Origin of the sequence: Methylococcus mesophilus (assembly GCF_026247885.1) — a bacterium.
GTDB lineage: Bacteria > Pseudomonadota > Gammaproteobacteria > Methylococcales > Methylococcaceae > Methylococcus > Methylococcus mesophilus.
Genome location: NZ_CP110921.1, coordinates 3,916,905 through 3,936,118 on the forward strand (window position 1 = coordinate 3,916,905; position 19,214 = coordinate 3,936,118).

Sequence of the window (19,214 nt, forward strand, 5' to 3'; positions counted from 1 at the left end):
CCAGTTTCAGCCTTGAAGCGCCGGGAATGGCAGGGATTCAAACGGTACCCAGGAGGTCCGGCAGGTCGGCAACCGAATCGATGATCCGGTCCGGCCGCACGGAGCCGGTTTCCATTTGGGAAGGTCGGAACTTGCCGGTTCTGACCAGAATGCCGTGGAGCCCCACGGATTGGCCTCCCCCGATGTCCGCCTCGATGTCGTCTCCGACGATGGCGGCCTGTTCGGGCGGCAGTCCCATGTCCTGGAGGGCGATGGCAAAAAAATCCGCCGACGGTTTGCCCATGACCAATGCCCGCATTCCAGCGCAGTATTCAAGCGCGGCCACCAGCCCGCCGATGTCCATGCGCAGACCCCGTCCGGTTTGCCAGAAACGGTTCTTGTGCATGGCGATCAGCCGCGCTCCCCGCATGATGGCGTTGAACATCCGGTCGAGGCAGTCGTGAGTCCAGACGGCGCCGGTATCGCCGAGCACCAGCGCGTCGGCGTCCTCCATCGAAGCCTGGGGAATCCCGTCGAAATCGGCTTTCACGTCGTCCTCCAGCAGCAGGTGGGCGTGCATGCCCGTGGTTCGCAGGAGGCGCAACGCGGCCTGTGGGGCGCTGAGGATTTCGCTTCGTTCCACGGGAAAACCCAGCGCCCTGATCTTTCGTTCCAGTGCGGCCAGGGATAGCGTGCTGGTGTTGGTGACGAAACGGCAGATCGTGCCGTCGGCCTTGATCTTCGCGACGGCCTCCACGGCGCCGGGAATGGGTTGCGAATCCACATAAAGCACGCCGTCCAGGTCGAACAGTACGCCATGAATGTTCCGATCGTATTCGTGCATGGATCTCCTTGGGCTGCAGCTGGCAGGAAGGCGCGGGCGGGAGCGCTCGCCTGGAATGTTCCGTGATGGCGGCGTCACCGACAAGAGCTGGAGGCGGAGGGATTCCGGCGGCCGGCTGCAATCCCCAAGTGCCGGGGGTGGATTTCCCCCATCAGCGCGGAGAGATTTTAACCGTCTTCATGCAAATCAATGTCTTCGCCTTGTATTGAGCTGGCACGAACCGTGTTTACCCTAATCCGGAACCACCGCTCGTCCTTCGCCGATGCCATGAACTCGACCGATCCTTCCCGCAGCGTCCCCGCCACGATCCATTTGCTGGCTTATGCCAGTCCCAGAACCCATGCGCTCGATTCGGTCCGCCAGGCGCATTCGGTGATCGCCAGTCTCGGCCGCAAGGCCGGCAACTGGGTCGAACTCGATTTTTCCGGGGTGGAGAGCGTGAGCGCAGCGTTCACCGACGAACTGTTCGGCTTCCTCGAGCGGGAGGTGCCGGACATCTGGCTGGTGCCGACACATTACAACGAGAGTGTCAGGCCTCTCCTCAACCGCCATCTCAGCTTGCTGCAGCTAAGGCGGGACCAGGCCTGGTCCCGGGCTTCGACAGCCACGGAATTCGGAAGCTGCGCCGCCTTGGCCGGCCACTCCCAATCACAGCGTTGAAGCTGCGGCTCTCTACCGCGAGATCAGGGACAGGAGGCCGCGGACCAGATCCGTCGGCGTCGGCGGGCAGCCGGGGATCACGGCGTCGACCCTGAGCACGTTGCCGACCGCACCACAGCTCGCGTAGTTCACGCCGAACTCGCCGCCGCCGGCGGCGCACGTTCCAATCGCCACTACCCACTTGGGTTCCGGCGTCGCTTCCCAGGTCGCCAGCAGCGCCGCCTGCATGTGGCGGGAAACCGGCCCCGTCACCAGCAGCACGTCGGCATGGCGGGGCGAGGCGACGAAATGGACGCCGTAGCGCTCGACGTCGTAGAAGGGATTTCCCAGCGCGGCGATCTCCAGCTCGCAGGCGTTGCAGGAACCGGCGTCGACTTGCCGGATCGCGAGGCTCCCGGCGAAGCGCCCGTCGATCACGGCTTTGAGTTCCGCACCCAGGCGGTCCAGCTCGGGGTCGGTCAGCGGTTTGAAGGTTTCGGTGACGATGCCAGCGCGGGCAATTTTGCTCAATAGATTGTTCATGGCGGCGGCTTTAGAGGTCGTGGCCGGAATACGAGCCGTTGACCGACTTGTTGCACAGGGGAAAGTCCGGAACGATGTTGCCGAGGATGAGCTTTTCCAGGGCCGGCCAGTTGAACACGCTGGGGTCGCGGGGGAAGAAGCGGGCGATGCGGCCGGTGCCGTCGAAGCGCACATAGGTGGCGATTTCGCCGCGCCATCCCTCCACCAGGCCCAGCCCTTCGGCATTTTCCGGAGGATCGCGCCAGGCCGCCCGCAGCGGTCCCGGTTCGATCCGCCGCAGGCATTGGTCGAGGATGTCCAGCGAAGCGAGCAGCTCTCCGTACCGGACGTACAGGCGGGCGGCGACGTCGCCGTCGCTGCGGGTGACGGCCTTGATCCCCAGCCGATCGTAGGGCGCGTGCGGCGCCCGTTCCCTTACGTCGCGGCCGATGCCGCAGGCCCGGGCCACGTAGCCCAGACAGCCCAGTTCACGGACGATGCGCTCCGGCAGCACGCCCGCTCCGACCACGCGGTCCTGAAAGATCGTGCCTTCGTCCAATATCGGCTTCAATTCGTCCAACTCGCGCCGCAGGGTGGCAATGGCGCCCGGCATCGCGCTAATGGCCTCCTCCGGCAGGTCCGCGGCGACGCCGCCCGGCACGACCCGGTCCATCAGCAGGCGATGGCCGAACCAGCGCAGGTTGTCGCGGAGCCAGAGCTCGCGCAGGCGGCTGAACTGGTAGTAACCGAAGGCGAAGGCCGTGTCGTTGCAGATCGCGCCGATGTCGTTGAGGTGATTGGCGACCCGCTCCCGTTCGGCGAAGACGGCCCTCAGCCATAAGCCCCGCTCCGGCGGCTCGACACCGGCGGCGCGCTCCATGGCCTGGCACGCGGCCCAGGCGTGGCCCACCGCGGTGTCGCCGGATACCCGCCCGGCCAAGCGTGCCAGGCTTTCGGGATCGCGGCCCTCGGCCAGTTTTTCGATCCCCTTGTGCACATATCCGAGGCGTTCTTCCAGGTTCAGCACCGTTTCTCCCACCGCAAGGAACCTGAAATGCCCCGGTTCGATGATGCCGGCATGGACCGGGCCGACCGGGATTTCGTTTACCTCGGGGCCGTGGGCGGAGGCGAACCCATAGCCCCGGTCCGGCGCCGTGACGGCCGGTGGATGGCCTGCCAGGGGGAAATCCGGCCGCAGCGGAAATTCGCGTTCACCCCAGGCCTGATGGCGCACCCAGCGCCGGTCGTCGGGGTGGCCGGTAAAATCCAGGCCCAGCAGGTCCCGCACATGGCGTTCGGGACGGGCCGCGCCGGGGAAGTGAGGCGTCTGCGAGGGCAGGTCGTTCCGGCCCGGCGGGAGCACCGTTCTGAGCAGCAGATAGTCGCCGGATTTTTCCAGCAAGGCGTTGACGACCCAGCTTTCGCCCTGGGCGTCACCCCAGCCCGCCGCCCAGCGGCAGCCTTGGGCCGCGGCGGCTTCCGCGGCAAGAGCCCAGTCGTCGGGGCCGACCGGGCACAGCAGCGCGGGGCCTACGGCGCCTGCTCGGGATGTCTCATTGCCGAACTCCGGGGTTCCCAGGCTCTGCAAGCGTCCCGTCAGCCTGTCGGTGACCGCGAATCTTTCCTCGTTGACGGCGGTTCGGATGGCGCTCATAGCGGCGCGCTCCCGGCAATGAGCCGCGTGGCTTGGCTGAACCAATCGGCCAGCACGCCCGGAATCGAGAGCCCCAGCCACAGGACGATGCCGAGATGGGCCATCACCGGCCAGAGGTTGGCCTGCACCGGCGCCTGTCCTGCCGGTTGTGGCCCGTAGGCCATGGGGTGCAAATGGCGGAACAGTCCGGCGAAGGCGACCGCGATCCCCAGCAGCAGGAGCGGCGTCAGCCAGGGGAATTCCTCCATGGTGGCGGTGAGCACCAGGAATTCGCTGGTGAAGACGCCGAACGGCGGCATTCCCGCGATCGCAACGACGCCAAATACCAGGCCCCAGCCGACCATCGGCTGGGTCCGCATCAGGCCTCGGATATGCTCGATCCGCTGGGTTCGGGCGATCTGTGCGGCATGGCCCACCGTGATGAAGATCGCCGACTTGGTGAGCGAATGCACCGTCATGTGCATCAGGGCCGCGAAGGTCGCCAGCGGGCCGCCCAGGCCGAAGGCGAAGGTCATGATGCCCATGTGTTCGATCGAGGAGTAGCTGAACAGCCGCTTGACGTCGCGCTGGCGGTGCAGGAACAGCGCCGCCACCAGGAACGACAGCAGGCCGAAGCCCATCATCAGGTGGCCGGCCAGCGGACTTTGCAGCGAGCCGTCCACCAGCATCTTGGAGCGGACTACCGCATACAGCGCGTCGTTCAACAGCAGGCCGGAGAGGATGGCCGACATCGGCGTCGGGCCCTCGGAATGGGCATCCGGCAGCCAGTTGTGCAGAGGCACCAGCCCGATCTTGGTGCCGTAGCCGACCAGCAGGAAAACGAAGGCGATGCTCATGACCGTGGGATTCAGGTCGGCGGCATGGGCGTAGAGCACCGACCACTGCAATCCGTGCTCGCCTATTCCTTCCACCTGGCCCGCGGCGAAATAGAGCAGCACGGTGCCGAACAGCGCCTGGGCGATGCCGACGCCGCACAGGATGAAATATTTCCACGCCGCTTCGATCGATTCCGGGGAGCGGTACAGGCTGACCAGCAGCACCGTGGCCAGGGTCGCGCCTTCCATCGCCACCCACATCAACCCCAGGTTGTTGGTGGTCAGCACCAGGTACATGGTCAGCATGAAGCCCTGGTACATGGCATGGTAGAGCCGCATGCGCGCGGCGTTCACCCGCCCGTGTTCACGCTCGTTGGCCATATAGGGCGCCGAGAACATGGCCGTGGTGGTTCCCACGAAGGCAGTCAGCACGACCAGGTAGACATTGAAAGCATCGACGCGGAACTGCAGGTCCGCCAGTTCGATGGTGCCCTGGCGCAATACCTCGGCCGCCAGCACCAGCGAAGCCAGGAAGACCAGGCCGCACAATCGCGTGTTGAGCCGTCCGGCCTGGGGCGCATCGCCGCGCCAGGCCTGATAGAGCATCCCGGCAAAGGGGATGCCCAGAATCCAGTAGACTGCGCTCACGGTTCCACCTCGCTCAGACGGTTCAGCCGGTCCACGTCCAGCGAGTCGATGCTGGAACGGATGTGGAAGAAGAACACGCCGAAGATGACGGCGGCGACCAGCACGTCGAAAGCGATGCCGAGTTCGACCACCATCGGCATGCCCTGGGTCGAGGCCACGGCGGCGAAGAACAGGCCGTTTTCGATCGCCATGAAGCCGATCACGTGGGTGACGACCTGGCGGCGGGTGATCATCAACAGCATTCCCAGCAGTACAACCGCCAGACTCACCGCCATGGCGTTGCGGGTCGCCAGCGTGGAGAGGTGCTCGATCGGTTCCACGACGTAATAACTGAACATTACCAGCGCGGCCGCGGCCATCATGACGTAGCCGTACAGGTAGAGCGGCTCGGCGTCGCGGTGCATGTCCAGCCGGACGATCAGCCGGTGGAGCATCGCCGGTATCAGGATGACTTTCAGCGCCATGATGATGAGGGCGGAAATGTAGAGGTGCGGATAGGGCAGGGTGTAGGCGGCGAGCGCGGTGGTCGCGGCCAGCAGGGCGCCCTGGGCCGCGAACAGATGGATCATGCCGGACAGGCGTTTCTGGCCCAGCATCAGGAACGACGTGAAGACTACCAGGGCGGCGATGAACAGGATCGCCTGTTCGTAGACCGAGTAAGCCGGAACGGGCATGATGCCTAGACCTCCAGGATGATGTGGCTCAGCATGCCGAGCAGGCTGAGCAGGTAAGCGAACCCCAGGAACTCCTGGACCCGGAACAGCCGCATCTTCGCGACCGAGGTTTCCGCCAGCGCGAGGGCGACCGCCAGTGCGCCGAGCTTGGCCGCGATGGCCGCGGCCCCGATGCCCAACGCCTCGGGCGTGAATTCACGGGCCAGTCCCCAGGGCAGGAAGATGTTGGCGATGAGTACGCCGTACAGCATCAGCCGGATCTGGCCGGCCCATTCGATCAGCGCCAGATGGCGGCCGCTGTATTCGAGGATCATGGCTTCATGGATCATGGTCAGCTCGAGATGGGTGGCTGGGTTGTCGATGGGGATCCGCCCCGTTTCCGCCACGGCCACCAGCAGCAGTCCCCCCAGCGCGAACAGGAAGGAAGGCCGCAGCGCCAGACCGGTGTCCAGCAGATAATCGATGGCGACGGAAATATTGGTGGTGGAGGCGGTCAGCGCCAGGGTGAAGATGGCCATGAGCATGGCGGGTTCCGCCAGCGAGGCGATGGTCATCTCCCGCGACGAGCCCATGCCGCCGAAGGCGGTGCCGACGTCCATCCCGGCCAGGGCCAGGAAGAACCGGCCCAGGGCGAAGAAGCCCACCAGCACGATCATGTCGGCGATGGCCGCCGTCGGCAGGTCTACGGCGAAGAACGGCACGATGGCGCCGGACAAGGCCGCCGCGCAGAACACGACGTAGGGCGTCACCGGAAACAGCCACGACGCGGTGTCGGCGACCACCGGGCGCTTGCCGAAAAGCTTCCGCAGGTCGCGATAGGGCTGCCACGGCGGCGGCGGGCGGCGGTTCTGCAGCAGGCACTTGATCCATTTGAGCCAGCCCGAAAACAGCGGCGCCAGCAGCGTGAACAGCACGGCCTGGGCCAGAGCGAGCAACCAATCCATCAGCTTACGACTCCCAAAAGAACGATCAGCGTCACGAAGGAATACGCGATGTATATCCGCACCTGCCCGGTCTGGATCCGCGCCGTCAGGCGGGCGAGGTCTTCGACCACGCGGGTCAGCGGCAGGTACAGCCAGCGCCAGGAGCGGTCCCCGATCTCCAGCCGGTAGCGCAGGGCGGTGACCTGCAAGGGGTTGGCGGCCGCCGTTTCCGGGGCCGAGGTTTCGACGGTATCCCACACCGGTGCGAAGATGCGCCGGACCGGCTGAGCGAAGGCGGCGGCGGTGTATTGCATCCGGGGACTCAGGCCCCCGAAGCCGCAATCCCAGGCCGGTGCGTGCCGGACGTCAGCCGCCGGGCCGCGATGCTCGAGCCTGCGCAGGAGCCACCAGGCCAACGCCATCGCCAGCACCACCAGCGGCGCCGAGTACGAGGCCGTGCTGACGCCGCCCGGCGTCAGCCACAGCCAGCCTTGGGCCGAAGCGCTAGTCAGGGTTTCCCCGAGCAGTTGGCGGGTGATGGGGCGCATGGCGTCGAGCACCCAGGTCGGAAGCACCCCGAGCAGCAGGCACAGGCCGCCCAGCATAGCCGGCGCCCACAGCATGCCGGTATGCGACACCTCACGGGCATGGGCCGAGCGCCGCTCGCGCGGCTGGCCCAGGAACGCCACGCCGTAGAGCTTGACGAAACAGGCCGCAGCTACCGCGGCGGTAAACGCCAGGATTGCCGCCGCCACCGAGACCATGCTGCGCAGGATACCGTTGTCGATGACCGACGCCGCCTGCAGGGCCGCCTGAAAGGTCAGCCACTCCGAGACGAAGCCGTTCAGCGGCGGCAGGCCGGCAATCGCGACCGAGCCCGTCAGGAACAGCCCGGCGGTGACCGGCATGCGCTTGATCAACCCCCCCATGTGTTCCAGATCGTGCCGATGGGTCTGGTGGACCACCGAGCCCGCCGCCAGGAACAGCAGGTTCTTGAACAATGAGTGGTTGAGGACGTGATACAGCGCGGCGACCAGGCCGATCAGCCCGAGCTGCACGTGTCCCTTGCCGATGAAGACCATGCAAAGGCCCAGCCCCATGAACACGATCCCCATGTTCTCGATCGAAGAGTAGGCCAGCAGGCGCTTCAAATCGCTCTGTACCACCGCGTACAGAATGCCGAGCACCGCCGAGCCGGTTCCGAGGCCCAGCACGATGGCGCCCCAATACCACTGCACGTCGCCCAGCAGGTCGAACGCGAAGCGCAGCAGTCCATAGACCGCGATTTTCAGCATCACGCCGCTCATCAGGCCGGAAATGTGGGCCGGCGCGGCGGGGTGGGCTTCCGGCAGCCAGGCGTGAAGCGGCACCAGACCCGCCTTCATCCCGAACCCGGCCAGGGCCAGCAGGAACGCGGCGGTTCCCCAGGCCGGCGTGACATGGACGTCCCGCCAGGCGTCGAAAGCGAAGCTGTGCGAAACCGCGGCCAGGACGCCGAATGCCAGGATGATGGCGATGGCGCCCACCTCGCCCATCAGCAGGTAGAGGAAAGCCGCCCGCCGATGCGAGGCATGCTCATGCTGGTAGGCCACGAGGAAATAGCTCGAGACCGTCATGGCTTCCCAGGCGATCACGAAAAAATAGGCATCGTCCGCAAGCAGGACGCCTTCCATGCCGGCAACGAACAAGCCGGTGAAGAGCCCGAGTGCTCCGAACGAGTACTGGCCGGCGAACTGGCGGGTGTAGCCCGGACCGTAAACGCCCGCGGCGATGACGCCCAGGCCGAGCACCACGAGAAAGAAGGCCGACAAGGTATCGAACCGCACATGCCAATGCAGCCAGGGCAGTCCGAAGGGTAGTTGGCCGGAAACTGCCGTACCGGCATGGAGCTGCAGGCCGCCGGCCGCCAGGGCCAGCACGCCGGACGCGGTCAGCAGCGCGAATACCAGGCGCCGCCAAGCGTGTGGCAAGCGTCGGGAATGGTTGGCCGCCTGTGCCAGGCTCGCGGGGATCGGGGGCTGGATAAGACCGGCGGCCCGCCGTGCCAGCCCCCCCCACGCTGCCCGATGTTCCCCCAGCAGTGCCAGCAGACCCGAAGATAGCGCGGCCGCTACGGAGGCATAGGCCAGAAACAACGTCATGGAGAATCCTGGGGAAAGGCGAAAGGGATACCGCCGTGAAGCGAGTTCCGTGCCAATGAGCCGGGTACCCGAAACGACAGGGAGTTCGCGAAGGTTTCCAAAACCCGCTGGCATGGCCGGGGTTGCTATGAACCGATGGATACGGGGTATTTGAACGGAAAGCCGCTGGAAAGCGGCGAGCGCATTGCGCCTCCAGACCCGAGCCGGCACACTGTGTGCTGCCTTCAATCGGAGGAACGACAGCCATGGGACAAGCACAAGCAGTTGCCGTACCGACGCCCTATGAGCGTCTGATGGCACTGCCCGACAATCTGGTCGGCGAGATCGTGGATGGCGAGCTTTACGCCCAGCCTCGGCCTGCCGGACCGCATGCCTTAGTGGAGCGCAGCCTTAACATCGAACTGGGCGGACCTTTTGACAAAGGCCGGGGCGGCCCCGGCGGCTGGTGGATTTTGCCGGAACCCGAACTGCACTTCGTCCGCGACGTGGAAGTCGTCGTGCCCGATCTCGCCGGCTGGCGCCGCGAGCGCATGCCCGCGGTGCCCGAGGACCATCGCTTCGAAGTGGTGCCGGACTGGGTCTGCGAAATCCTCTCGCCCAATACGGCCAAAAAGGACCGAGCCATCAAGCTGCCGCTGTACGCCCGCCGCGGCGTGGCCCATGCCTGGCTGGTCGATCCGCAGGCGCGCACCCTCGAAGGATTCGAACTGCGCGACGGTTCCTGGTTGTTGCTCGGCACCTATAAGGACGACGATCCGATCTGTCTGGCGCCTTTCGATGCCGTCACTTTTTCGCTGGCGGAGCTGTGGACATGAAACCGAAATGGCTTGGCCCGAGGCAAAGCCGGTTTGTGAGGGATCAGCGGATGAATACGACGCAGCAGATGGCGCCGATGAGCGGCGCAAGCCAATGTCGTGTTCCGGTGTTCGCGATTGTGCTCTTCCTCCTTGCGGGGTGTGCGGGCAAGGAAGAGAAGGTCGAAAGCGTCGAAGAACTGCTTTCCGCCTCCGGGTTCACGATCTTCTACGCCCAGAACCCGCAGCAGCAGGCCAACCTGGAAAAGATTCCGCAGCGCCAGTTGGTCGCGCACCGGACCGACAAGGCCGTAACCTACCTCTATGCCGACGACGAGCTTTGCGACTGTGTCTACGTCGGAGACCAGCAGGCCGAAGACCGCCTAAAGCAGCTCGCCGCCCGGAAAGTCCAGGCGGACAAGCGGCTCATGGCGTCCGAACTCAAGCTCGACATGACGGAAAATCCGCAAATGTGGATGATGGGAACCGGATTTGGATACTGAAACCCGTGCGCTGTTTCCCGCGGGCATGGGCCGGGTTCGTGCTTGAGAACCGTGACCGACGAAGATTGTAATTTTTGCGTGCGCTTGCGTCGGATGATGGGAAACCAAAGCCACTCGAATTTGACGTAACCAGTTTGGCTGCTAAGCTCCGTTCAATGCCTGAACAGACCTTACGCCGAACCGATGACCCCTCGTGAACAAGCCCAATTGCGGATTCTCAAGAACCTGGAGGATTCCCCGGGCATCAGCCAACGGGTGCTTGCCGAGCGGCTCGGCATCAGCCTGGGAAAAACCAACTATCTCCTCAAGGCGCTGCTGGAAAAAGGCTTCATCAAGGCCGGCAACTTCCGCCGCAGCGGCAGCAAGCTGGGCTATCTTTACTTGCTGACTCCGCAAGGCATCGAGCAGAAGCTCAGCCTCACCCGTGCGTACCTGGCGCGCAAGGAAGCGGAATACGAAGCGCTGCGCGCCGAGATCGCGGCGCTGCAGCTTGAGTTGTCGGTCTCGGCTGATTCCAATGCGGCACGTAACAAATCCATCCAAACCCAGTGAGCAAAGGACGCTGTCTTTTTGCTCAAGCTGCAACTATCCCAAATGCGCGCCTCAGCCGACGTGCGGACGAGGCACTGCTCAATGCGACTCTGCGTAACCTGCTGGACATGCAACGATCGGATGCTGGCTTGCATTTTCTTGCGGGAAGGCCTCGAAGAAACCTACAAGGCATTCCTGGTCGAGAAAAGTCAGGCTGGAGATCAAGGAAACCGAACTGCGATTGGAGGAGGAAAACGAGCAGGTCCGACTGGAAATCCGGGGAAGTTCGAGCCCGGCTGCAGAAAGATTTCCGGCAGTTCGACATCAAGATCGAGAAGACCCGTTCCGACGTGTTGCGCTGGGTGGTGGGAGCGGGCCTAGTGCAATCGAGCCTGATGATCGTAGTGCTCCTGAAGATTGCCCGCCTGTTTGATCGGATGCAGCCTCGCCGCCCAGGAGCCAGCGGGGAGAATCACGAGCCAGCTTACGTGCCAACCCTTGCGCTTAACCGACGTCCGGACCGCGATCGGCCGTTGGTTGCCCATGTTCCCATGCTGGAAGCGGCCGGACATTTGGCGAGCATAACCGAGCAGCGCATTCGCGGGGTGGACAGCTTAGACGCAGTCCAGAAGCTTCAAAGCGATGCGGCTCACCCACGACCAGATTCATACCACCCGCCATCTTGTCCGCCAAACGGCTGGGGAGACGGCCCGCGTGAGGCTTTTCGGCTCCAGGCTGGATGATGGCGCCAAGGGCGGAGACGTCGATCTGATGCTCGTACTGCCCGAGCCGGTCGACAATACCGCGCTGCCGGCCGCGCAGCTGTCGGCCCGGATATCCCGGGCCATGTCGGGACGCAACTGGACGCATTGATCAGCGCACCCAAGCTCATACGCCGGCCCATCCACGAAATCGCGTTCCAGGAAGGGATGCTGCTATGGCCTTGACGCCAACGACCCAGGTGCGTCTGCAATTCCTCGCCCGCGTGGTGCGCAAGGAGTGCCGGCACCTGGCCGTCCCGACCGTCGGCTGCTCCATGCTCCCTTTACCACGGAGCGAGCCATAGAGATGGAAAATGACGTGGAGTTCGCAGAGCGTGTCGAGGCTTTCGTTGGCCGCTTTCCCAGGCTGCAGGATAAGGTAGGCGATAGGTTGCTGCCCCTGCTTCTACATGCCTTGGGAGAAAAAGCGTCTTCAGTCATCGACAATCTCGATCGTGCCGAACGCCTCGGATTGATCGAGTCCGTTGACGAATGGATTTCGATGAGCAATCTTAGGAATCAGATGGTTCACGAATATGTCGAAGATCCCGCAATCCTCGCCAACGCCTTGCAAACCGGGCACGGTTTCGTTCCCACGCTCCTTGCGACCGCCAATGGAATGATTGGGGAAATGGAGCGGCGGGGTTGGGTGTGAATCGAGATGCCAGGCATGTTCATCTCGGTACCAGAAATATTCCGCTTGGCTTATCTGTGGGAGCTGGCTTAAGCCCGCGAAGCGTCCAGCTGATTTTCCCCATTTTTCTTGCCAATCGGGGGAAACCATAATGTATATCGGAGGAGAATAGGTTCAGGACGGATTTGCAGCAAGGCTCGCCGTTCGCCCTCTCCATTAGCCTGAATGGGATTGAGCCTGGCTTCTTACATTTTCAAGAGATAGAAAAAATCCATGGGCCTTATCAGCGTGCAAATCGAGCTCTCTAATCCGAAAAACAGAACGCTCAGGCCGATTACAGTTCGGGCCCTGGCGGACACCGAGGAATTGCACCTATGCATACCTGAGCACGTTGCAATTCAGTTGCAGTTCGAGGAGCTGTACAAGCGCGAGATCACCACGGCTGACGGCGGTACGCACCTTTGCTCTTATGTTGGCCCAGTGGAGCCAAAGGAGCGGTGTAGCAACAAAGCTATCAGTGTTGGGGGGCATGACGGGCCGCCATGGTTGGTCGTAGCCTGAAATAACCAGAACAAATACATGACATTACTTCCGGAAGCTTCAATCCATGCGTCTTAGCCAGACGGAAATCACCGCCATCAAGCAAACCGCGCAAGAGGTTTTCGGTGCCGACGTGGAGGTTGTCCTTTTCGGCAGCCGCACTGATGACAACAAAAGAGGCGGGGACATCGATTTGTATATCAAGGCTGGCCAGAATCAGGACTTAGCCCACAAAATCAAGTTCCTGGTTCGACTGGAGCAGAAAATAGGCGAGCAAAAAGTGGATGTGATTTTCAGCGAGGATGCAGGCAGGCCCATCGAGCGGCAGGCCGCAACGACCGGTATACCCCTATGATAGATATCAGGCTGGAAAAACTTTTCAGCGAATGCGATAAGCATCTGGCTCGGATCAACCGCGCCGCAGCCAAAATGGCTCATTTCATGCCATTGAACCCCGCCACTTTCCGGGAGCTTACTGAAGATGACATCGAGCATATCGACCAGTTCCTGTTCCGTTTCGCCAAACTGCAAGATGCTATTGGTGAAAGGCTGATAGTGCTATTGCTTGAATTTCTCCAAGAGCCCAACCCAAAGGGAAAGCCTTTTATCGATATCCTTAACAGGCTGGAGCAATTAGGCATCATGGATGACAAAAACGCCTGGCTGGAGCTGCGCAAATACCGGAACAACATCACTCATCAATACGAAGATGAGCCCCGACTGGCCGCCGAAGCGCTCAATGCCATCTATACGGGAAAGTCCACGCTGGAACAGATTTATCAAAGGCTCAAGGCAAGTTACTTTCAGGCGCGCGGTAAGGCTTCATCGTAAGCACGAAATTTCACGAAAATACTGATCTCGTCGACGTGATCTCACATATTTCCCCTCCGCCTTCAATGCCGTTAAGTCAAGCAGAACTCGTCGTTCCGGCAGGGAATGCCGGAACCCAGAGGCCATGGATGGCAAGGCTGATACATTCCTGTAACCTGGACCTCGGCACTCGTCAGAGCGCGTAGTGAATCCCTGCTGAGGTGACGAACGACCGGTTTTTCTTAACGCTTATTAACGGCTTGGCCCCGCCCGCCTCGACAATCGAGAACTGTGAAAACTGACAGTCTTTTTTACCGGATATTCCAACGCTGGCCCGAACTGGTGCTCGAACTCGCCGAGATCGAAACCAGCGAGGCTTCTCGTTACGTATTCCGTTCTGAGGAAATCAAGCAGACGGCCTTTCGGATCGACGGCGTGCTGGCTCCGCCGGAAGATAGCGACGCTCCCTGGATCTTCGTCGAAATCCAGTTCCAGCCCGATGACAGTCTGTACCGCCGCCTGTTCGCCGAAGTGTTCCTGTTCCTGCACCGCACGGATCCACCCAGGGCTTGGCGAGCGGTCGTGCTATACCCCGACTGGAGCATCGAGAGAGTTCCCGTCGGCTATGCCAGTCTGCTCTCGCTGCCTGAGATACGCCGGGTAGACCTCAGCGCCCTGTCCGGGCTTGTCGTGAGCGAAGCCGAAGGGCAGGATAGAAAATCCCTGGGGTGGGATATCCTGCACATCCTGATCGCTGATGACTCCCAGGCTGCGATTCAGAGGGCGCGCCGTCTCACCCGTCCCGAATATCGGGCACAATTGCCCGAGGCCATAGCTTGGTCGGAACTGCTGGATTTCGTCGAAACCGTAATGGTCTACAAATTGCCACGGAGCAGCCGTGAGGAGATACAAGCCATGCTTGGACTGACCGACATCGATCTCAAGCAAACCCGTTTTTACAAAGAAGTGCTGGCCGAAGGCCGGCAAGAAGGCCGACAAGAAGGCCGGCAAGAAGGCCGACAAGAAGGGCGACAAGAAGGGCGACAAGAAGGCCGCCAGGAAGAAGCTCTCCGGCTGTTGAAAACGCTGTTGAACCGCCGCTTCGGCGTCTTGCCCGATTGGGTGGAAGCCCGGTTCGAGGAAGCGGAGCAGACCCAGCTGGAGCAATGGGCCGTGCGCGTGCTCGACGCCGAGACTCTGGAAGCCGTATTTCAGGACAAGTGAGTCGAACTCCGCAGAGAACGTCCCTCATCATCTTGCCGGTCGCGCCGACTCCACCGCTAGTCACGTGGTTTCCCGCCGCACGCGGAGCGGAGCCGAACCCAACTCGTTTGCTTCGGCCACGCTCAGGGCCGACCGTTCCGCAAACGATTAAACATACGGCATGGCCCGTTCGGGAAAAGAATCCGCCAGCATGAGACACGGAATCGTGGCCGAGAAAATGACGAAGCAATACCTACTGATCTTGCCGCTCTCTACCCTACGGAATGGCGGAGAAGCCGGTCGCGCCGTCCGCAATCAGTGCCGAGAAAGCGAACTGCAGTGCTTTTTCCGCTGGATGCCGAGACCACGGCCGGACTCGATGACCAATCGCTGGAACGTCTCGACGCGTTCCGCATCCGCCACGCACTGATACAAGACCTGCTCGCCAGCATACTGTTTCGCGCCCGCTCGAACTCGAAGAAGAGCACAAGGGTGCCGGGCAGGACCGCGCGGCATGACCAACCCGATCGGGAACAATTGCGGGCTCTGGCGCTGACCCGGCCCACCGATCGGCAGTAGAGTCGATGAATGTCCTGGACGCGTGCCTCATTACGCCATAGGCCGGGTAGGCCTGCAGCCGGCGGCAGTTCCCACAGTCCCCTATGCGTCGGGACCCTGAGCTGGCAGCGAGCCTGCAAGCGGAAATCCGCGTCGTATACGGCGCCGATACCGAAGTCTGGCTGTTCGGGGCACGGATGGACGACTGTGTGCGAGGCGGCGATATCGATCTTTATGTCGAAGTGGCCGACGATACTGGCCTGCTGGACCGCCACTTGGCGGTGCGCCGGGCGCTTTACCGCCGGCTCGGCGAGCGCAAGGTGGACCTCCTCGTTCGTCCGCGTACCCGCGAGCCCTCACCGATGGAATTGATTGCCAGAAAGACCGGTGTTCCCCTCCAGACCATGTCGCCTTCCCCGCAAGCCCCGTAGGAGCGGCTCCGCCGCGACCCCCACAGATATCCCCGGCAACCCAACCCCCAAAAATTTTTTCGAAAGAACCCTTGCCACCCCGTTTCGGCCAGCTATGCTTAGCGTTCAAGTGTTGAACATGCGGCGAGGCGCCATGTTTTCGACTATTCCCACCGACAGACTTCCGGCTCGGCCAGTGGCTCCTTCTCCCGCTGAACCAGCCCACCGGTTCGTTCAAGAACCACGCGTCTCGCCCGGGCGATCGCCGTATCGCCGCCCCATCCAACTTCCTGCCATCCGTTTTGCGCGCGCCTGAACCACCCAATGAATCCTGACAACGTCCGCATCGCCATCATCGGGCTTGGCTACGTCGGCCTACCGCTTGCCGTGGAATTCGGCAGGCATTTCCCCACCATGGGCTTCGACCTCAAACAGGCCCGCATCGACGAGCTTCGCGCTGGCCAGGACAGCACGCTCGAAACGACGGCCGACGACCTCAAGGCCGCCAAGCACCTCGGCTACACCACCACCCCGGACGATCTGGCCGGCTGCAACGTCTATATCGTCACCGTACCGACCCCCATCGACCGCTACAAGCGCCCGGATCTCACCCCCCTGGAAAAAGCCAGCGAGACCGTAGGGCGGCTGCTCAAGCCCGGCGACCTGGTCATCTACGAATCCACCGTCTACCCCGGCTGCACTGAAGAAGTCTGCGTGCCCATCCTCGAACAGACCTCCGGTCTCGAATATCTGTCGGAAGACCGTCATTCCTGCGGGCAGGACAGCCCGGCCGGCATCCAGGCCACGGACGGTAACCTCGCATTAGCCACTCAGCCTGTCTCAACCCAAGGCTTCTTCGTCGGCTACAGCCCCGAGCGCATCAACCCCGGCGACAAGGAACACCGGCTCACCACCATCAAGAAGATCACCGCCGGTTCCACCCGGGAAGCCGCCGCCTTGGTCGATGCCCTCTACCGCCGAATCATCGAAGCCGGCACCCACCCGGCCACCAGCATCCGCGTCGCCGAAGCCGCCAAGGTCATCGAAAACACCCAGCGCGACGTGAACATCGCCCTGATCAACGAACTCGCCATGCTGTTTCAAAAGCTCGGCATCGACACCAGCGAAGTGCTTGCCGCCGCCGGCAGCAAATGGAACTTCCTGCCGTTCCGCCCCGGCTTGGTGGGCGGACACTGCATCGGTGTCGACCCCTATTACTTGACCCACAAGGCGCAGGAAATCGGCTACCACCCGGAAATGATCCTCGCCGGCCGCCGTATCAACGACCAGATGGGGCAATACGTCGCCGGCCAGGTCGCCAAGCTCATGATGCAGCGCCAGATCCCGGTCAGCGGCTCGAAGATACTCATCCTCGGCCTTACCTTTAAGGAAAACTGCCCGGACCTGCGCAATACGCGCGTCGTCGACATCATCGACGAACTGCAAAGCTATGGCGCTGAAGTCGAGGTACACGATCCCTGGATTGACCGGGACGAAGCGCGGCATGAATACAGCATCGACGTCCTCGATCAGCCTGATGCCGGCCGGTACGACGCCATCGTCCTCGCCGTCGCCCATGACGAGTTCCGCCAAAAAGGCGTTAGCGCCATCCGCGGGCATGGCCGTCCCGGTGCCGTGCTCTACGACGTTAAGCACCTGTTTCCGGTACATCTGGTCGATGGGCGGCTGTGAATACCGATTCCTTATCCCTAATTGTCGAGCCCCAATTTGTTAAGGGGTTCAACGATGTTTGCTGATGTTCACACTGCTGGCCCGACATGAATATGCCTCAAGCCATGAAAGCCGTTATTCTTGCGGGTGGATTCGGAACTCGTATCAGCGAAGAATCGCATCTCAGGCCCAAGCCGATGATCGAGATAGGTGGGCGACCTGTTTTGTGGCATATCATGAAGATTTATTCCAGCTTTGGAATTAATGATTTCATAATATGTCTTGGCTACAAGGGATATGTCATCAAGGAATATTTTGCAAATTATTTTTTGCACATGTCGGATGTTACTTTTGACATGGCCAGAAATCAGATGGAAGTTCATCAACGATACGTGGAGCCATGGCGTGTCACGTTGGTCGATACCGGACCGGACACAATGACTGGAGGGCGCCTGAAGCGAGTCCGTTCCTATGTCGGTGATGACACATTCTGTTTTACCTACGGCGACGGTGTCAGCGATGTACCCATAGATAAGTTGATAGCTTTTCATCGCAGCCATGGGCGCCCAGCCACAATCACAGCAATCCAGCCACCCGGCCGCTACGGAGCGCTTAATCTCAAAGCGAACCAGGTGCTTAATTTTCAGGAAAAGCCTGACGGCGACGGCGCATGGATTAACGGAGGATATTTCGTACTGGAGCCATCCGTATTCGATGCGATTGAAGGCGATTCGACGAGCTGGGAGGACGGTCCGCTCCAGCGTATGGCGGGAAAAGGCGACTTGATGGCCTTCGAACACGGAGGGTTCTGGCAACCCATGGACACGCTCCGCGACAAGAATTATCTGGAAGAATTGTGGGCTGGCGGTCAAGCGCCTTGGAAGGTATGGAAGTGAGTTCGGCTTTCTGGACCGGAAAGCGGGTTTTTCTCACCGGGCACACGGGCTTCAAAGGCAGTTGGCTTTCGCTTTGGCTGCAGCAGCTTGGTGCGGATGTAACGGGATACGCATTGGCTCCGTCCACCAGCCCCAACTTATTCGAATTGGCGCAGGTAGGGGAAAGTATGGTCAGCCACATTGCAGATATAGGAGATTCTTCCAAATTGGCCAGCGCCTTGCAGAATGCCCGGCCGGAGATTGTTTTTCACTTGGCAGCCCAGCCGCTGGTGAGAGAAAGCTACCGGAATCCGCTGGGTACGTTCTCCACCAATGTGATGGGCACGGCGAACGTCCTTGAGGCAATGCGAGAGTCCACAAGCATTCGAGTTGCAGTGATGGTCACGACCGACAAGGTCTATCGAAACAACGAGTGGTCCTGGCCCTATCGCGAAGACGATGCCCTTGGAGGTCATGACCCCTATAGCGCAAGCAAGGCTGCGAGCGAAGTCGTTATTACCAGTTACAGGGATGCTTTTCTGGCAGCCCATGGAATCGCGGTCGCCTCGGCCCGCGCCGGCAACGTCATTGGAGGCGGAGATTGGTCTGAAGACCGCCTCATTCCGGATGCCGTGCGGGCTTGGAGCGCCAAGCAGACGCTGTCTGTCCGGCGTCCCGATGCAATACGTCCCTGGCAGCACGTCCTGGAGCCGTTGTCGGCCTATCTGTGTTTGGCGGAGCGGCTTTGGAATGAGCCCAAATTAGCCGGGGCATATAATTTCGGTCCCCAGACCCATGAGGCCGCGACCGTGCGGGAAGTGATAGCCCATGCACGCGCGGCATACGGGGCAGGGGAGGTCGTATGGGGTGACGGGACGGAAGGACCGCACGAAGCCAGTTGGCTGGCTCTGGAAATTTCCAAGGCGAGGAAGCTGCTCAGCGTCGAGCCGCGTTGGAATCTGGCGCAGGCAGTCTCCCGCACCTTGCATTGGTACCGTCGCCAAAGCGAAGGCGAGGCGGCCCGCCGGCTTTGCGAAGACGATCTTGCCGCCTATACCGCCGCCTAAAACCAGCCTCATACCGGT

General features: G+C 61.9%; 21 protein-coding genes. 14 read left to right on the top strand and 7 right to left on the bottom strand.

All coding sequences use genetic code 11. From position 1 onward, the window contains the following. Nucleotides 1-37: 37 nt before the first annotated feature. Nucleotides 38-823 carry a TIGR01458 family HAD-type hydrolase gene (locus OOT43_RS18610; RefSeq protein WP_266022174.1) on the bottom strand — a complete coding sequence of 262 codons (786 nt, stop codon included), beginning with the start codon at nt 821-823 and terminating at the stop codon, nt 38-40. Nucleotides 824-1,045: 222 nt separating this feature from the next. On the opposite strand from OOT43_RS18610, the gene OOT43_RS18615 reads away from it, so the two are divergent. Then, nucleotides 1,046-1,483 carry an STAS-like domain-containing protein gene (locus OOT43_RS18615; RefSeq protein ID WP_266022175.1) on the top strand — a complete coding sequence of 146 codons (438 nt, stop codon included), beginning with the start codon at nt 1,046-1,048 and terminating at the stop codon, nt 1,481-1,483. Nucleotides 1,484-1,495: 12 nt separating this feature from the next. On the opposite strand, the gene OOT43_RS18620 is transcribed toward OOT43_RS18615, so the two are convergent. Genes OOT43_RS18620 through hyfB form a run of 6 tightly spaced genes read right to left on the bottom strand, consistent with a single transcriptional unit; the run spans nt 1,496 to nt 8,839 of the window. Continuing rightward, a complete protein-coding gene (locus tag OOT43_RS18620; protein WP_266022176.1) occupies nt 1,496-2,005 on the bottom strand; it encodes an NADH-quinone oxidoreductase subunit B family protein in 510 nt (169 codons plus the stop codon). A 10-nt stretch (nt 2,006-2,015) separates the two neighbouring features. Further along, complete coding sequence (locus tag OOT43_RS18625; RefSeq protein WP_266022177.1) at nt 2,016-3,638, bottom strand: hydrogenase large subunit; 1,623 nt, start codon at nt 3,636-3,638, stop codon at nt 2,016-2,018. After that, nucleotides 3,635-5,101 (bottom strand): hydrogenase 4 subunit F, encoded by a 1,467-nt coding sequence (locus OOT43_RS18630; RefSeq protein WP_266022178.1) that lies wholly within the window; start codon nt 5,099-5,101, stop codon nt 3,635-3,637. Before OOT43_RS18630 ends, OOT43_RS18625 begins: the two co-directional genes overlap by 4 nt. Beyond that, the gene (locus OOT43_RS18635; protein WP_266022180.1) at nt 5,098-5,775 is read right to left on the bottom strand and encodes a formate hydrogenlyase; all 678 of its coding nucleotides are present in this window, start codon (nt 5,773-5,775) and stop codon (nt 5,098-5,100) included. The genes OOT43_RS18630 and OOT43_RS18635 overlap by 4 nt, the downstream gene beginning before the upstream one ends. A 5-nt stretch (nt 5,776-5,780) precedes the next feature. Next, nucleotides 5,781-6,719: a respiratory chain complex I subunit 1 family protein gene (locus OOT43_RS18640; protein WP_266022181.1), complete on the bottom strand. Its 939-nt coding sequence runs from the start codon at nt 6,717-6,719 to the stop codon at nt 5,781-5,783. Then, nucleotides 6,719-8,839, bottom strand: a complete 2,121-nt coding sequence (gene hyfB, locus OOT43_RS18645; RefSeq protein WP_266022182.1) for a hydrogenase 4 subunit B — start codon at nt 8,837-8,839, stop codon at nt 6,719-6,721. The genes OOT43_RS18640 and hyfB overlap by 1 nt, the downstream gene beginning before the upstream one ends. Nucleotides 8,840-9,084: 245 nt before the next feature. Between hyfB and OOT43_RS18650 the strand changes: the two genes are divergently transcribed. The 13 genes from OOT43_RS18650 (at nt 9,085) to rfbG (ending at nt 19,196) form a co-directional block, all read left to right on the top strand. Further along, the gene (locus OOT43_RS18650; RefSeq protein ID WP_266022183.1) at nt 9,085-9,654 is read left to right on the top strand and encodes a Uma2 family endonuclease; all 570 of its coding nucleotides are present in this window, start codon (nt 9,085-9,087) and stop codon (nt 9,652-9,654) included. Nucleotides 9,655-9,704: 50 nt separating this feature from the next. Next, nucleotides 9,705-10,136 (top strand): hypothetical protein, encoded by a 432-nt coding sequence (locus OOT43_RS18655; protein WP_266022184.1) that lies wholly within the window; start codon nt 9,705-9,707, stop codon nt 10,134-10,136. Nucleotides 10,137-10,319: 183 nt separating this feature from the next. After that, the gene (locus OOT43_RS18660) at nt 10,320-10,688 is read left to right on the top strand and encodes a MarR family EPS-associated transcriptional regulator (protein ID WP_266022185.1); all 369 of its coding nucleotides are present in this window, start codon (nt 10,320-10,322) and stop codon (nt 10,686-10,688) included. A gap of 621 nt (nt 10,689-11,309) precedes the next feature. Beyond that, nucleotides 11,310-11,540 carry a nucleotidyltransferase domain-containing protein gene (locus OOT43_RS18665; RefSeq protein ID WP_266022186.1) on the top strand — a complete coding sequence of 77 codons (231 nt, stop codon included), beginning with the start codon at nt 11,310-11,312 and terminating at the stop codon, nt 11,538-11,540. Nucleotides 11,541-11,735: 195 nt separating this feature from the next. After that, on the top strand, nt 11,736-12,083 hold the full coding sequence (locus tag OOT43_RS18670; protein WP_266022187.1) for a hypothetical protein: 348 nt from the start codon (nt 11,736-11,738) through the stop codon (nt 12,081-12,083). A gap of 586 nt (nt 12,084-12,669) precedes the next feature. Continuing rightward, the gene (locus tag OOT43_RS18675; protein WP_266022188.1) at nt 12,670-12,957 is read left to right on the top strand and encodes a nucleotidyltransferase domain-containing protein; all 288 of its coding nucleotides are present in this window, start codon (nt 12,670-12,672) and stop codon (nt 12,955-12,957) included. Beyond that, nucleotides 12,954-13,433 carry a hypothetical protein gene (locus OOT43_RS18680; RefSeq protein ID WP_266022189.1) on the top strand — a complete coding sequence of 160 codons (480 nt, stop codon included), beginning with the start codon at nt 12,954-12,956 and terminating at the stop codon, nt 13,431-13,433. The genes OOT43_RS18675 and OOT43_RS18680 overlap by 4 nt, the downstream gene beginning before the upstream one ends. 270 nt (nt 13,434-13,703) lie before the next feature. Further along, nucleotides 13,704-14,636 (top strand): Rpn family recombination-promoting nuclease/putative transposase, encoded by a 933-nt coding sequence (locus tag OOT43_RS18685; protein ID WP_266022190.1) that lies wholly within the window; start codon nt 13,704-13,706, stop codon nt 14,634-14,636. A gap of 318 nt (nt 14,637-14,954) precedes the next feature. After that, nucleotides 14,955-15,194 (top strand): hypothetical protein, encoded by a 240-nt coding sequence (locus tag OOT43_RS18690; RefSeq protein ID WP_266022191.1) that lies wholly within the window; start codon nt 14,955-14,957, stop codon nt 15,192-15,194. An 83-nt stretch (nt 15,195-15,277) separates the two neighbouring features. Next, nucleotides 15,278-15,604, top strand: a complete 327-nt coding sequence (locus OOT43_RS18695) for a hypothetical protein (protein WP_266022192.1) — start codon at nt 15,278-15,280, stop codon at nt 15,602-15,604. 303 nt (nt 15,605-15,907) lie between these two features. Further along, entirely contained in the window at nt 15,908-17,275 is a 1,368-nt protein-coding gene (locus OOT43_RS18700; RefSeq protein ID WP_266022193.1) for a nucleotide sugar dehydrogenase, read from the top strand. A gap of 86 nt (nt 17,276-17,361) precedes the next feature. Beyond that, nucleotides 17,362-18,150 (top strand): glucose-1-phosphate cytidylyltransferase, encoded by a 789-nt coding sequence (rfbF, locus tag OOT43_RS18705; RefSeq protein WP_317134019.1) that lies wholly within the window; start codon nt 17,362-17,364, stop codon nt 18,148-18,150. After that, nucleotides 18,141-19,196, top strand: a complete 1,056-nt coding sequence (gene rfbG / locus OOT43_RS18710; RefSeq protein WP_266022194.1) for a CDP-glucose 4,6-dehydratase — start codon at nt 18,141-18,143, stop codon at nt 19,194-19,196. Before rfbF ends, rfbG begins: the two co-directional genes overlap by 10 nt. Nucleotides 19,197-19,214: the final 18 nt, after the last annotated feature.